We start from the raw sequence: 15,132 nt of genomic DNA, 5'->3' as shown, positions 1-15,132 counted from the left end.
TCTGTGCCTCTGTGGTTACTAGCTCTCTGTGGTGAATAATCGTGTTTGTGTTCGGTGTTCGCTGCGGTTAATCAGTACTTTCCAGCAATGAACTCTTCCGCGAACGCCGGTATCTGTTCGAGCCAGTAGTCGACTGCATACTCTATTTTCTTCTCATCCGCCTGGCCGTGGATGGTCACAGCCTTGATCTGGGGCTCGTTCAGCGGGGCGCCGATTTTGCTGACGAGGTAGACGTAGGCGTCTTCTGCCCCGAGCTTGACTATGTCTTCCGCTGCCTTGATCGCTATCATATTGTAGATCTTTCCGACGTGGTTGACGGGGTTCTTGCCGGCATGGGCTTCGAGGGTCATGGGCCGGCCGGGGGTGATCAGGCCGTTTGCGCGGTTGCCCCTGCCTGTTTCGCCGTCGTCGCCCATTTCGGCGGAGGTGCCGGTGACGGTGAGGTAGATGTTGTCTCCGTGGTCGGCGGCGTTGACTGCGACGGCAGAGTCGATCCACCGGGCGGAGATGTGTGCGATAGCCCTGGCGGCGATGCTGGCCTTGATGTCTTCGTAGGCATCCATACTTCCGGCGTACCTGGATACGATGGCGTCTGCTATAGTGAATTGTGCCCGTTCGCCTTTGCGGATGCCCATGACTTTCACGTCGTCCCCGGAGCCCCGGGTTTCTCTTGCTATCCGCTCTATCTCAAAGACGTCCTGCTCCAGGTGGCTCAGCGGCGCAAACCCTACGCCCATGGACGTGTCGTTAGCTCCCGCCTTCTTTACCAGGCTCCTCAGCTCGGTCGACCCGCTGCCCAGCCGGGGCTCTATGGTAAAGTATCCCTCGATGTGCCTGATGGTATCTTCAAGGTACTCTGCGGTTGCTCTGGTAGCGATATCGTATACAGGTATCCTCGCTCCTTCAAACTCGTCCGTAGCCCTTCCTCCGAGGACGATACTCAGCGGGCGGATGATCTCCCCTCCCCCGAGCACCGGCTTCGACCTGCCGCCGATCAGCAGCACCTTGTCCACATTATGGTGCAGGATCGTGCCGAAGTGATCTAGGTAATACTTCGACAGGGCTCTGGATATGGCGTCCGAGATGCCGTCGCAGATCGTATCCGGGTGGCCGAGCCCCTTACGCTCGACGATCTCAAAGGGCTCTTTACTATACGGTGCGGGAGCGTGCCTGATGATCATGAACAATGCCTCAATTATTATTTGACTAATGTATATAAAATAGGTTCTGGTGAACTGTCGATCGGGCCGAAAAGAGTTGTTTATTCTTTCGCTACCGGCACCAGCAGCTTCACTGCCCCGAACGGATCGCCTTCCGGCACGTTCGACTCCATCCACTGGGTCAGAGTCTGCTTCTTTAGTTTCGCCTTCTGCTGGATCTGCTTCTTGATCGATTCCACGTCGCCGTGGGTGAGCCCGAAGTAGTCGCAGAACGCCGGGGTGGTGGTGATCTTGAAGGAACGGCCTTCTTTGGTCTTCTCTATCAGGCCCCTGTCCAGCAGCACGGCTACATGGTCGTAGACGGACTGGCCTCTGATGTTGACGAGCTCGTTCTGGAAAATGGGCTGGTAATAAGCTATGATAGATAATGTCCGCAGCACGCCGGGGCTGAGCTCTTTGGGGGAGACGCTCATGACTTTGCTCGAGTATTCCGGCTTGAGCTGCATGACGTACTTGCCGTCGAGGCGGATGATCTCCAGCGGGGAGCCTCTGGACCTATATTCGTCGATCAGCTGGTCCATGATCTGCGCCACGTAAGCGCTCGAGCGGTTGATCAGCGCCTTTAGCTGGGCGTCTGTAATAGGGCCGCCTGCGGCGAACAGGGCGGCTTCCAGCAGGTTTTTCTCATCTACCAAGCTTCTCCCCTCTCCTGATGAATATCTCTTCGAACAGCACTTCCTGGGTGAGCGTAACGTACTTTCTGGTGGCCAGGAACAATAGTGGCAGGTACACGTTGATGATGCCGTGCGGGGTCTGCTCTTTAATTAATTCGCTGAGGGTGACGAATTCCCTGTAATTAAATTCGGCGTCGAGCACCTTGATCATGTCCATGATGCTCTTCTCGATGTCCTCCTCGTGGGCGATGCCCAGCACTTCCTCCAGCGTCTTCCGCTGGGGCTTTTCCACCCTGCGGGCCTGCCGGGCCATGTTGATGTCCTTAGTTGCCGCAGCCCTCTTTAATTCCTCGATCAGTTCCTGCAGGGTGACAGGCCTTGCAGCCACGTGCCTCAGCCTGGGCTCCAGCACCGGGAACTCCTCCGGGTCGATGTCGAAGCCCGGGTCTTCCTCGATGTACTCGTCCTCCGGTGGCGGAGCGTTCACCAGTACGTCAGACTTCATCCGCAGCAAGATCGATGCGTATAGCAGCGTCCTCGCCGAGACTCGCAGGTCGATCCGCTCACGCTCCTCGATCTTGCGGAGGAATTTGTCGGTGATGTCTATGATGTCGATGTTCCAGGGGTCGATTTCGTTGTTGCGGGCCATCTCCAGCAGGATTTCGACGGACTCTTCCTGCCTGGGCTGCTGTTGCGCTTCCCCCGGTGACGCCTCCGGAGGCGCTTCAATTGCCATAGAGTCTCACACCCGTGATGCTGGAAATGTTATTCTCCTGCATGGCAATGCCAATAGTCCTGTTCGCCGATTCGATCATGGGCTTTCGCAGCGATACCACTATGAACTGGGCATTGCTCGACAGCGACTTGATCATCCTGGCGACCCGTTCCGCATTAGCGCCGTCGAGGAACATGTCGACCTCGTCGAAGGCATAGAACGGTGCCGGGCGGTGCCTCTGGATGGAGAAGATGAAGGCTAATGCAGTGAGACTCTTCTCGCCTCCGGACATGGCTTCCATGCGCTGCAGCGCTTTGCCGTGGGGCTGCGCGTGGATGGTGAGGCCTCCGGCGAACGGGTCTTCGGGGTTCTCCAGGACTAGCTCTCCCACGCCGTCCGACAGCTCGTGGAAAATGTTTCTGAAGTTGTCGGCGATGGCAGTGAAGGTGGTCATGAAGGCTTCTTTCTTCATGGTCTTGTAGTGCTCGATCTTGTCCAGGATGTCCTGGCGCTCCCTGGTGAGGATATCCCGCTTCTCCGTAGTCTCTTTGAGGCGGGCTTCCACCGAGTCATACTCCGTAATTGCCAGCATGTTGACGGGCTCGAGCTCCTGCATCTTGCGCTCCAGCAGGCTGATGTTCGCCCTTACTTTGTCGATGGGCGGCACGTCTTCCGAAGGCACGACGCCCCGCTCCTGTACCGTCGCTTCCATCCGCCGGATCTTCTCAATATTCTCGTCCCGGGCGATCTCCAGCGTGTTCAGCAGGCCAGTGACTCTCTCCAGCGAGCGTCTTGCGTCGTACAGGTCGTGGTCAGCTCTGGTCAGGGCTTCCGACATTTCGTCCCGCTGCTTCTTGAGGCCGACCAGCTCCGCCTCGATCTCTTTCTCCCGCTTTCCCAGCTCGGCCATCCTCTGCTGGTGGACGACTATCTGGGCCTCGTTCTCCGTCACCTTCTGCCGCAAGGCGACTATGTTGGCGTCGATGTCCTGCAGGCGCTTGCGGTTCTCCTCAATCCGGGCGGTGACGAAGCCCTGTTCCATTTTAGTGGAGGCTATGCCGCTCTCTATGTCTCTGATTCGGTCTTCGAGGCGGCGCATTTCCTCTTCGATGCGGGTGGCCTCTTCGGTCAGCTTCGGGATCTCCGAGCCTTTCAGCTCGTCCTCCAGCTTAGCAGTCTCTGATGATAATGATATGATGTCAGCATCTGCCTTAGCGATCGCATCCTCGATCTGGATCATGTCGTCCCGCAGCATGCGGCGCTCGTCCCTGAGCGAGGCGATAGCAGCCTCCTTCTCCCTGATGGTGATCTCCAGCCTGCCGGCGCGGGCGGCGATCTCGTCCCTGCGGGACGAAAGCTTCTGGATCTGCGATTCCAGCTCAGAGCGGTCCTTCTTTAAGGAGTAGATATGGCCGTCGACCGACTCCACTTTAGAGATGGCCATGTCCCTCTCCGACTCGGCGACCGTGATCTGCTCCGCCAGAGTCCTGATCCGCTCCTCTTCCGAAGCCTTGAACTTGAGCTTCGACTTCTGCCGGAAACCGCCGGTCATAGCGCCGCTCTTCTCCACAAGATCCCCGTCCAGCGTGACCATCCTGACGCTGCCGATCATGCGGCGGGCGGTCTCTAGGCTGTCCACCACGAGGGTGTCCCCGAACACATACCAGAAGGCCGCGTCGTACTTCGGGTTGTAGTCGACCAGGTTGATCGCGTAGTCGATGACGCCGGGCTGGTTCTTGAAATCCCGCATGGGCGGGCGCTGGCGCATCTTGTTCAGCGGCAAAAACGTGGCAGTGCCCTTTCGCCTGTCTTTCAGGTAGTAGATGCACCGGGATGCGTCCTCGTCGTTGTCGACCACGATGTTCTGCAGCCTGTTGCCCGCGGCCACTTCCAGCGCAGTAGAGTAGCTGTCGTCCACTTTACCCAGCTCGGCGATAGTGCCGTAGATGCCCGGCAGCTCCCTGGTGTTGCGGGCCTGCAAAATGGTCTCGACGGCCTGGCTGTAGTCCGACTCTTCGTATGCCTTGATCCGGCCTTCCGCCCTGGCGTACTCTTCCTGTAATTTACGGAGCTTCGACTCGATCGCCAGCTGATCCTGTTTCGCCCGGGCCCTGGCGCTCTCCATGTCCGCGATGTCGGAGACCAGAGCCTGGGACCGCCGCTGGAGTTCTTTTATGTCCCGCTCGATGTTGCCGCCTTCCACCCGGAGGCTCTCGATCTCGCTCCGGCCAGAGGTAATGGCCGCTTCAGCGTCCATCTCCTCGTCCTGCTTGCGCCTGGCTGCATCCAGAATACGGTCTTTCTCCCTGATCTTTTCGTTGCGCTGATTCCTGGAAGCTTCGAGGGCGTTCTTCATCTCTGACAGCCTGCTTCTCACGCCCTCGAACCTGGAGTCGATGACCATGATTTTGCCGTGGACTTCTTCGAGAGCCGCTTTCTGGTGCTTGAGCTCGCCGACGAGGCTGGCCTTACGTTGCTCTTCTTCGGCCACCCTGGCGCCGAGAGCTTCGATCTGGGTATTCGAAGCCTCTATCTCCAGGAACAGTTTCTGCTTTTCCTTCTCCCGGTTGACCGTCTCCGATTTAGAGAACTCGATGATGTTGGTGCACGCTTTGATGCCTGCCCGGTCCTCTTCGATCTCTCTCCTGATCTTGATCTGCTCGCCCTCGCCCTTACTGGTAATGACCTCGCTCAGGGCCCTGATCTCTGCCTTGAGTTTGTCGACTGCGATCACCTTTGCCTCAACTTCGGCGATGATGGCTTCACGCTTCGCGGTCTTGTCTCTCAGGTCTTCCAGCAGCGAGTCCAGCGACTTCCGGGCCTCTTTCAGCTCCGATAAGAGCAGGTAGCCCTCGTTCTTGATCTTCTCGTCCCTGTACGACTGGTAAAGCAGCGCCTGATCCCTCTCCCTCTTTAACTGGGAAAGCCTGGCCTCGACCTCTGCGATGATGATATTAACCCGCTCGATCCGCTCCCTGACCACTTCCAGCTCTGAGAGCGCTTTGTCTGTCTTGTCGTCGAACTCCGCGGTGCCGGCGATCTCGTCGATGATCTTCCGCCGCTCGGTGTCGCTCATGCTGATGATTCTGGTAACGTCGCCCTGGAGGACTACGTTGTAACCGTCCTGGGAAATTCTGGCCTTCGCCAGCTGCTCGTGGATCTCGTTGAGCGAGCTGGGCTTATCGTTGAAATAGTAATAGCTATAGTAGCCGCTGTCGCTGGACTTGATTCTCCTCGTGACGGTGATCTCGTCCAGGTCGATCGGCAACTCCCTGTCAACGTTATCGAAGCGGATCGTGACCTCTGCAGTGCCCGGGCTCTTACCGTCCACACTGTAAATCAGATCAGTGAGCTTCTCAGCCCTCATGGTGCGGGAGTTCGAGAGGCCGAGGCAAAAGAGAATGCTGTCTATGATGTTGCTCTTGCCCGAGCCGTTGGGGCCCGAGATGGTGGTGAAGTCATCGTAGAAAGGCACTTTGACCTTTCTGGCAAATGACTTAAAGTTAGACAGCTCGATCTCCTTGATGTGCATGAAAATCACGTCGACGGGACGCTCAGGTATTTCTAGAGACCTTGAAGAAGCTCAGCGCGTCTCCGGGAGTGCCCTTGTTCTCCTTTTCGATCTCCTTCATAAGGCTTGCCGGGTCTGTTTTCGCTGCCACATACTTGTCGTACAGTTCCAGGCCATGCGGGTTCTTCTGCCCGTCCAGCACCAGATCCGGGTCCGACAGCTCTATCACGCCGTCGTCTTCCGAGGTCTTCTCCATCAGCTCTGATAGAAGCGCCTCAACGTTGCACATTTTCTTCAGGGTTTCAGAGAGCGCCAGCTGGGTCTCCATCAACTCTGACTCCAGGCGTGTCACTCTCGCCTCCAGTGCCTTAACGTCATTGGGGTCTTCCGACTCCATCTTTAAAATGCGCTCCCTCAGCGAGCGGATCTCCTCATCCTTATCCTTCAGGCGCCGCTCGAGCCGCGCCAGCACAATATCCTTTATATCCCCTTCCATTAGTGACAGAATTAGTTAGGAGAACATAAATATTTAGTGGTTGCTAACGCAACGGTTGTGGGTACAAACATAAGACAGGCTACCGAGGCATGCCTAAAAAACGATGAAATAAGAAAAATATAATTCATCCTGCAAAGCTCTTCGTCCACTCCGGCGGTTCCGGTGCCTTGCCCTCCGCCAGCATGGCCTGCCACGCCTCATCTGTCAGACGATCGCTCATCGGGTGCTTGAACTCATAATAGCTGAACGATGCACCAGTCACCAGCGTCAGCTTACCCTCGATCGGCACGATGACCAGTAGCTCGTATGGCTTGCCCACCCCTTCTTCGAGCACCATGCCCGTGTTCGGGTCGGTGTGGACGTCTGCCACGACGGCCATCTTCTTGTCCGCCTCGCTCTCGATCGCTTCAGAGGTTTCGGCCGAGAAGGTGGCGATGCTTTCGAGGGTGCCGCCGATGTTCTTGATGAGCCAGTACTCGTCCTCGGACAGGGTAGTCCCCGTTAGCTCTTTTTCCGATATCTCTTTGAGGGAGACGAGGAGGTTGTGCAGGTTCTCCAGCTTCTGCGAGAACTCGTCTACAAGTAATCCTCTCGACGTCAGCCCGTCGATCGTCATCTTCGTCAGCGACGCCAGTCGGCCGTACAGCTCTGGGTTCGGCTCTACGTAGCCTTTCGCTTCTTCCCGCTCGATCGGCATGGAGGTCAGGACTGCGTAGCTCTGCTTGGCATACAGAATCGTGTCGTGCCGCAGCTCGGTCCAGCTGCCCAGCGCTGTATTAAGGTCTTTGTCCACCCAGGCCTGATTGGTCATGAACGACGGGTGGCCTTCGCCCTTCTCGTTCAGCAGGGCCAGCAGGCAGTACAGCCAGCACCAGTAGAGATTCTGAGTCCAGTCCTCCGCGCCGAGGGCGGCAAACTCTGCTTTCAGCGCCTCGAACTGTTCCTTATAATTCAGATACTCTGTCTGCCCGTAGACCTTGTCCAGGATCTCGTAAGCCCTCTCTGAGCCCAGCACTCCCATGACGTCGAGGCCCATGGGGAAGGTTCTCGGATTGCCCTGTGTGCCCACTTTGTCGTAGACCAGGCCCTGGAAGATGTACGAGTCCGGGATGAACCTCTGGCCCATCAGCCGGAAGCCTTTCAGCACCTTCTTGTTCTCCGAGTCCACGATCAGGCCCGAGATGATCTTCGGCGCCTTCAGGGCTGCGGCCTTTTCAATGAAGGCCTGCACCTTCCCGTCGTCCTTGAGGTCGGCCAGCGAGACCTGGCTGCCGAAGACTTCGCGGATCAGCGGCATGTAGTCGTAGATGGACAGGTCGTCCGTCTCCCCCACGAAGAACACGGTCGGGTCGTAGACCGACTTCCACAGATCCAGCGCTCTGTCTTTCAGCGCCAGCGAGATCATGATCGCCTGCCTGGTGCTGTCCAGGTCCGGCTCTGCGCCCGGCTGCCTGTACAGGCTGAACGACATGCGGCCATACCACATCATGGCCTTGAAGTACTTTTTCAGGGTGTCGTTCCGGGTATAGTGGCCCCGGGGCACATACTGGCTGTAGTCCTCCTTCATGCCGAAAATGGGCGAGTCGGCGAAGCCCTCGTGGGCTTCGATAAGCTTTAATTCTGCTTCTGCGAGGCTTCTGGCTTCAGCCGGAACGCTGTCCCAGGAGTCCGCTAGCAGATTTTGGGCCACGGCGAAGAAGGCAACATTCTTCACGGACAGGTCCTTGAGCTCGGGGATGCCCGCATTCAGCTGGGCCAGGGATTCCCGGAGAAGCAACTGCGTCATCTCCGTCGCCGCCGGGCTGAACTTGTCCACTTCGAGTATGCGCAGGGTGTAGTCGAAGAGAATATGGTAGGTGTGCAGCACTGAGTCAGAGGTGACGATTACGGGAGTGCCGGAGTCTTTACAGTGCTTGTAGATCTCGTACACCTGGTCGTAGCGGGATGGCCGGGCGATGAACAGGTTCCGTGTCAGCAGGTCTTTTCCAGCGCTGTCGAGGCTTACTTTATCTGCGCCAGCTACTGCCGCAAGGTCGGATACGGTGTAAGCCGGGAGAGATGGCGTGACGCCGACCGGCACCGGGGCGAACTCCGCGAACTTCGTCGCCACGTTGCCTGTTATGGTGTACGTCGGGCTGGTGCCGGGCAGCGTGCCCGGAGTCCTTGTGTCTGCGCTGATGCAGCCCAGCACGCCCGAGCCCAGGAAGAGCGCCGATGCTGCGCCGGCCGCTTTTAGAAATTTTCGCCTGTTCATCCTGCCGTCAGTCATATCGATCAATTATTATTCGGCGCAGGCGATGATATAGGTTACTTAAGCTACGGCTGAGCTTGTAGCTATTGTTGCTTCGCTGCCCTTGATCTTGCCGGCCAGCTGCCTGCCCAGCTCGGCCACTCGCTTTATCTCGTCGTCCCCCGGCGGGCCGTGAATGTCGACAGCCCCCATGATCTCCATCTTTGTGGGGTGAAGCATCTCCTGCGCCTGTCTCAGCGCCCCGCCTCCCCAGCCGTAAGAGCCCAGGAAGGCCGCATATTTTGCGGGCGGCTTGAGGACGTTAACCAGGCTGGTGGCATAGGTGGCCAGCGGGTGCATGCCTCCGATCAGCGTCGGCGAGCCGAGCACGATCGCCCTCGAGTCGACGAGTTCTCTGGCTATGTCCCCGACATCCGCTATGGCCAGGTTGAATATCCGGACTTCGATGCCTTCCGAGGACAGCGTTTCCTCCATCGCCTTCACCATCTTTTCGGTCGCTCCCCACATGCTGGCGTAGACGATCAGGGCTTTCTGCCTGGTTTCTCCTGCCGTCCACCTGCGATACTCCTCCAGTATACGCTGCGGGTTCCGGTAGATCGGCCCGTGGCTGGGGGCGATGATGGAGATGTCCATACCTTTGATCTTTTCCATGGCCTTTGCTCCCATGCGCCGGAAGGGCATCATGATCTCCCCGAAATATCGCTGCGCCAGCGGCATCAGATCCTGAACCTCGTCGTCGTAGAGTCCGACCGACGTGTGGGCGCCGAAGAAGTCGCAGGGGAATAAGATACGGTCCTCGCTCAGGTAGGTGAACATCGTCTCCGGCCAGTGCAGCCACGGGGCCTCGATGAAGCGCAAAGTCTTACCTCCCAGCTCGAGGCTGTCGCCGTCTCCCACGATCTTCATCCTCTCCTCCGGTACCTTGAAGTAGGTGGCAGCCATCTCCGCCCCCTTCTTAGACGTTACCAGCACCGCCTGTTTGCTGGCGTCGAGGATGACGGGTATGGCGCTGGCGTGATCGGGCTCGGCGTGGTTCATGATCAGGTAGTCGATCTTCGACACGTCGCCGACGCAGTTGATCTTGTCGCACAACTCAGAGTGAAAGCCGGGATTCACAGTGTCAATGAGGGCGGTCGAGTTCTTGCCCACCACAAGGTAAGCGTTATACGTCGTCCCCTGCGGCAGCGGTATGAGCGCATCAAACATCCTGCGGTTCCAGTCCCTGGACCCCACCCAGTAGACGTCCTTCTCAATCATGGCAACGTAGTATGGCTTCATCAAAGATCCTCTATAGCAAGATTGTATTGACACATTTATATAATTAGTCTGGAAGTATCCCGAAACGCTTGCCTTATTTATGTCTGAAGAGCAAGATGAAAACCTCTGGAGGTCGGGGAGTTCCCGGGAGGCGGGGGAGGATTTTCAAACTGGGAGGTTGGAGAGGGTTGCGAGGTCTGAGAGGAGGTCCGGGAGTGTGGAAAGGTTTGGGAGGATTTTTTAAGTAAATTCTCTCTGACCTCCGGGTACCTCACATAACCTCCTCTCTGAACTCAATGACCTCCATGACCTCCCAGCTTGAACGTATCCTCTCCAAACTCCGTGAACCTCTCCGACCTCCCCTCCGACCTCTCAACACCTCCCGGACCCAGATTTTTCATGGGACGCCAGGCAATAATTTTAATGATCGGCGTGGTTCCGATCGAAAACGTCTCTAGCGTGCCTGGCCTCTTGCCGTTCCATTAAAATTAGCTCTTGGCGTTCCATGAAAATAGCTCTTGGCGAGCTTGGCTCCTTGGCGCTCTTGGCGGTATTTTTGACTCACACAGGGCCAACTATTAATTTTTCATAGCCTCTACCTGAATACCACATTTTTCATAAGGCGAGTGCTTGGCTCCTTGGCGTGCCTGGCGGTATTTTCGACCTATACAGGGCCAACTTTCAATTATGCCTGATCAAGGTTCCGATCATCACCCGACTCTTTGCGAACTAATAACAAGGCGGCATGGCGCCGGCCATTATTGATGAGCATATCCAAAGGTTTTTAACTAGTTTTACTTACTTACACTCTAATGCGCACGATAGACTGGGATCAGAAGAAAAACTGCGTAACCATCATTGATCAGACGCTGCTGCCCGAAAAGCTGGCGCTGCTCGAAATCCGGGACTTGCAGAGCCTGATCGAGGCTATCATTACCCTGCGGGTTCGTGGAGCCCCCGCGCTCGGCGCTGCCGGCGGCTATGGTGTGGCTCTGATCGCCCGCAACATCAAGGCTAAGGACGTGCCGGGCTTCGTGAAGCAGCTCCGGGCTGAGGCGCTCAAGCTCAAAAATGCCCGGCCTACGGCGGTCAACCTCTCCTGGGGTGTGGAGCGCGTCCTCGACAGGGCTCTCGACGCAGACAACGTGCAGGACATTCGCAATATTGCCCTCGAAGAGGCGAAGATGCTGGCGGAGGACGACGTGCAGCGATGCCGGGAGATCGGCATGCACGGGGCGGAGCTTCTGAAAGACGGAGACACGGTGCTGACGCACTGCAACGCCGGCCGCCTGGCCTGCGTGGACTGGGGCACAGCCCTGGGCGTCATTCGCTCTGCGGTGGAAGCCGGTAAAAATATAAAGGTCATATCGTGCGAGACCCGGCCGCTCAACCAGGGCAGCAGGCTCACGGCCTGGGAGCTGGCCGAAGATAAGATCCCGGTGACGCTGATTGCCGACGATATGGCCGGCTACGTGATGCGGAAAAAACTGGTGGACGCCGTCATCGTGGGGGCTGACCGCATCGTCGAGGACGCGGTCTTCAACAAGATCGGCACTTACACTCACTCGGTGCTGGCGAAAGCTCACGGCATCCCCTTCTATGTGGCAGCCCCTCTCTCTACCTTCGACTTCAGGCGAAAGGAGGCCGACGTGGTGATCGAAGAGCGTGACCCGGATGAGCTGCGAAAGTGCGGCAGCCGGATGCTGGCTCCTGCCGGAGTGCCGGTGCTCAACCCGGCGTTCGACGCCACTCCGATGGAGAACGTGACCGCGCTGATCACTGAGGAAGGCGTGTTCAGGCCGCCTTTCGACTTCAAGGCTATAGAAAAGTTGAAGATGTGAATGACATCTTCAGGACTCTAGAAAAGTTGAAGATGTTAATGACGTATAGAACTGGGGAGCAAAATGGGCTATCGCTATAACACACCGGAGATGAAAAGGGCCGTAGAGGCCGTCATCGACATCATCGAGAAAGAAGTGGAGCTGAAAGAGTACTACCTTTCCGGCCTGCAGCACGTGTACAGGGTGGACGGCCAGTACCTGCTGATCCTGCGGTACAGTAAAAACAAGGAAGGCCACTTCTACTTCTCCATCCCGCCCGAGTTCCTCAACAATCTCAGCATCAAGCACCTCGTCCTCATCTGCGAAGATGCTGAACATGTGATTGTGTTGCCCTCTTCCCAGCTCAACGATCTTCTGGAAGACGTAGAGCCCGGCGCCAAAGGCTGGACGCTGGATGTCTATGACAAAGAAGGCTGGGAGATGAAGATTGCTAAGACGGAGAAAGTCCTCTACATCGACAACTATGTCAACGACTACGACCTCATCTTCTCCCGCAGCACAGCGCTGCTGGGCAAGTCTGCCCTTCTGCTCATCTGCAAGGACAAGCCGGGCGTCCTCCGGGACGTTGCCGGCATGATCGCCAAGCACGGCGGCAACATCACTTATACTCAACAGTTCATCATCACCAAAGGCCAGAACGAGGGGAAGTCCTCCCTCTACATCGAAGTCGAGAACGTCAAGGACATCGATGACCTGGTAGTCGCCCTGGAGAAGATGGGCGTGGTCGAAGGTGTCTCCCTCCACCCGCCCATGGAGCGCATTTTCGGCTCCCGTGTCATCATCATAGGCGGCGGTGCCCAGGTGGCACAGGTCGCCGTGGGCGCCATCAGCGAAGCAGACCGGCATAACCTCAGGGGCGAGCGTATCAGTGTCGACACTATTCCGCTGGTGGGCGAAGATAACCTGGCCGATGCAGTCGAGGCTGTCCAGAGACTGCACAGGGCCCAGATCCTCGTTTTAGCCGGCTCCATCATGGGCGGCCGGATCTCCGAGGAAGTCCAGAAGCTGCATGACGAGGGCATGCCGATCATCTCCCTCAACATGGCGGGCAGCGTGCCGGACGTCGCCGATCTGGTGGTCACCGACCCCATTCAAGCAGGCACCTTCGCCGTCATGCATGTGGCGAAGACGGCCGTGTTCGATATCGACCGCGTCAGGGGCAAAAAGTTCTAAAAATCTTATATGGAGCGGCAGAAGCTGACCGGTTCCCGGAGGTAGCTTGCATCCATATCGTCTCCGGGCCTCAATTCAAGGAGGCTGATGCCGGCAATATTCAGTTCTTTTTTCAAGCCCGTTAAAGCTGCCATGAGTTCCGGCATATCTATTCCATTATCGCACGGGCACTGGACCCATGGATACTTTTCAGGGTACAGGACGTCGAGGTCGATATGTACGTACACATTGCTGTAGCCCTTCTCACGTACCATCCGGGCTATTTTCCTGGCATCGGCTATGATGTCGTCCACAGTGACGCAGTCGATGTTCTTTTCCTCGATGAACTTCTGCTCCGGCGGGTCCAGCTCTCTGATCCCCGCCATGATCACCTGCTCCGGCGTCAGGAGCGAAAAACAGTTTTTCACCAGAGCCTCATCTCCGTCGCCCAGCAGGCATCTCAGCGGCATGCCGTGGAAATTGTGTGAGACGGAAGTTGCAGGGGAGTTCAGATCGCCGTGAGCGTCGAACCATACCACCGCCAGATCGCCGCCGTACAGCTTGTTCAAATAAGAGACGGGCGCCAGCTCGGTGCCGCAGTCCCCTCCTATCAGAAATACCTTATCCGGAGTTTCCTGGCGTAGTATCTCACATGCGCCTTCGAGATGGCTGAGGATATGCCCGTATCCGTTGATCCCCTTCTCCTGTCGGCCCTCGTCCGGGCCGACCGGCACTTCCCGGTAGCAGGAGCCGTTCAGCAGATTATCCTTGATGTACTTCGCACCGTAGTAGGTGGCTTTACTGTTCCCCGAGCCCTGCCACTGGGGGAAAACCAGGGTTAGAGTTCCAGATGCCATCAGGCTCAGCCGTCGTACTTCTTGATGATGTCCTTCAGCGTATCCATCACAAAGCCCAGCTTCTCTCTTCCGACGCCCAGCGTGCTGAGCTTGAAGTTCTTCGTCAGCCCTGGCTTGATTCCGTGGATGCTCTTCTCCTTCAGTTCCCTGTACAGGAAGTATCTGTCTGTTTTCTGGGAGATGTCGTAGAAGACGGTGCCCTCGAAGAACATCAGGTCGTGGTTGTGGGGCTTATCGCCGAGCTGCTTCATGCCTATAGATTCCATCTGCTCCGAGAACCACCGGGCATTGCTGACCTCTTTTTCCCAGCTCTCCGGCTTCGTCCGCTCTACCACTGCGGGGAACGAGGCGATCATGGTCATGATCGTGGCGCCTCTTGCCGTGCAGCCCAGGAACTCGATCTCCTTGTTTTTGTGGGTCGGGGACTTCTGCAGCACTTTGGCCGCATACTGCTCGTTTACGCCGAGGACTCCCACGGGACCGGAGGCTGCCATGGACTTGTGGCCGCTGCCCGCGACGAAATCCGCTCCGAGATCCTTGCCTTTAAACGGCATCCTGCCGATGGCGTAGGCGCCGTTGATAATAATGGGTACCCCGAAGTCGTGCGCCAAATTCGTGATGGCTTTAGCGTCTGCCAGGTTACCGTAGCTCCCGTCGGGGTAGGTCAGCAGGGCGAGAGCCGGAGGTTTGCCGGACTGCTGCTTCACTTCTTCGATGGCTGCAGCATAAGCTTCCGGTGTGATCTTATAGTCCGGGGCCGGGGTCTTCGGCACCAGCTTGACGTTGAGGCGGGCCCGCTGGGCCGCCACGATCGAGGAGTAGTGGGCGTTGCCGTCCATGACGATCCAGTCTCCGGGGCTGGTCATCGCATGCATGATGGCAAACTTGCTCTCCCTCGCGCCGTTGGTCACCCTGGCGTGATCCATGCCGATGAACGACGGCAGGGATTTGTGAACGAAATCAAAGATAGGCGGCGTTTTGATCTGGTCGAGCATGCCGCCGCAGTAGTCGCAGACGGAGTACCCGTCGCCCCACTCGAGCAGCGCCTCGCGTGCCTCCGGGGTCAGCAAGCCTCCGGTCTGCAGGGGATCGAGGTTGACTGTCCGGGGGGTATCTCTCTTGATAAAGCCGAACTTCTGGAGGGAAAGATCCTGTGACATTGCAGTCGTTGTTTCAATGTGCTGATATTTAAGTTTGTCTGGCTAAAAAAGGTGTGCA

At 57.3% G+C, this 15,132-nt stretch carries 11 protein-coding genes; 2 read left to right on the top strand and 9 right to left on the bottom strand.

From position 1 onward, the window contains the following. Nucleotides 1–71 precede the first annotated feature (71 nt). The 7 genes from RCI_RS04490 to RCI_RS04460 all read right to left on the bottom strand — a co-directional run bounded on the left by RCI_RS04490 (nucleotide 72) and on the right by RCI_RS04460 (nucleotide 10,085). A complete protein-coding gene (locus RCI_RS04490) occupies nucleotides 72–1,181 on the bottom strand; it encodes a methionine adenosyltransferase (RefSeq protein WP_048198026.1) in 1,110 nt (369 codons plus the stop codon). Between the two features lie 80 nt (nucleotides 1,182–1,261). Further along, nucleotides 1,262–1,855, bottom strand: coding sequence for an SMC-Scp complex subunit ScpB (gene scpB / locus RCI_RS04485; RefSeq protein WP_012035210.1), 594 nt, complete (start codon nucleotides 1,853–1,855; stop codon nucleotides 1,262–1,264). Further along, on the bottom strand, nucleotides 1,845–2,570 hold the full coding sequence (locus RCI_RS04480) for a segregation and condensation protein A (protein ID WP_012035209.1): 726 nt from the start codon (nucleotides 2,568–2,570) through the stop codon (nucleotides 1,845–1,847). Before RCI_RS04480 ends, scpB begins: the two co-directional genes overlap by 11 nt. After that, nucleotides 2,560–6,081, bottom strand: a complete 3,522-nt coding sequence (smc, locus tag RCI_RS04475; protein WP_012035208.1) for a chromosome segregation protein SMC — start codon at nucleotides 6,079–6,081, stop codon at nucleotides 2,560–2,562. The genes RCI_RS04480 and smc overlap by 11 nt, the downstream gene beginning before the upstream one ends. 22 nt (nucleotides 6,082–6,103) lie before the next feature. Next, nucleotides 6,104–6,556, bottom strand: coding sequence for a hypothetical protein (locus RCI_RS04470; RefSeq protein WP_012035207.1), 453 nt, complete (start codon nucleotides 6,554–6,556; stop codon nucleotides 6,104–6,106). 124 nt (nucleotides 6,557–6,680) lie between these two features. After that, nucleotides 6,681–8,825 (bottom strand): DUF3160 domain-containing protein, encoded by a 2,145-nt coding sequence (locus RCI_RS04465; RefSeq protein ID WP_231844941.1) that lies wholly within the window; start codon nucleotides 8,823–8,825, stop codon nucleotides 6,681–6,683. Between the two features lie 42 nt (nucleotides 8,826–8,867). Continuing rightward, a complete protein-coding gene (locus RCI_RS04460) occupies nucleotides 8,868–10,085 on the bottom strand; it encodes an FprA family A-type flavoprotein (RefSeq protein WP_012035205.1) in 1,218 nt (405 codons plus the stop codon). A gap of 791 nt (nucleotides 10,086–10,876) precedes the next feature. Here RCI_RS04460 and RCI_RS04455 point away from each other — a divergent pair. Both RCI_RS04455 and RCI_RS04450 read left to right on the top strand, forming a co-directional pair. Next, complete coding sequence (locus RCI_RS04455; protein ID WP_012035204.1) at nucleotides 10,877–11,905, top strand: S-methyl-5-thioribose-1-phosphate isomerase; 1,029 nt, start codon at nucleotides 10,877–10,879, stop codon at nucleotides 11,903–11,905. 63 nt (nucleotides 11,906–11,968) lie between these two features. Further along, on the top strand, nucleotides 11,969–13,078 hold the full coding sequence (locus RCI_RS04450; RefSeq protein WP_012035203.1) for a DUF5612 domain-containing protein: 1,110 nt from the start codon (nucleotides 11,969–11,971) through the stop codon (nucleotides 13,076–13,078). Nucleotides 13,079–13,083: 5 nt separating this feature from the next. On the opposite strand, the gene RCI_RS04445 is transcribed toward RCI_RS04450, so the two are convergent. Beyond that, entirely contained in the window at nucleotides 13,084–13,914 is an 831-nt protein-coding gene (locus RCI_RS04445; protein ID WP_012035202.1) for an arginase family protein, read from the bottom strand. A gap of 5 nt (nucleotides 13,915–13,919) precedes the next feature. Then, nucleotides 13,920–15,074, bottom strand: coding sequence for an O-phospho-L-seryl-tRNA:Cys-tRNA synthase (pscS, locus tag RCI_RS04440; RefSeq protein WP_012035201.1), 1,155 nt, complete (start codon nucleotides 15,072–15,074; stop codon nucleotides 13,920–13,922). Between the last annotated feature and the right edge of the window lie 58 nt (nucleotides 15,075–15,132).

The organism is Methanocella arvoryzae MRE50, assembly GCF_000063445.1.
In the GTDB taxonomy this organism is placed as follows: Archaea; Halobacteriota; Methanocellia; order Methanocellales; family Methanocellaceae; genus Methanocella_A; species Methanocella_A arvoryzae.
This window is presented reverse-complemented; position numbering and strand designations above follow the sequence as displayed.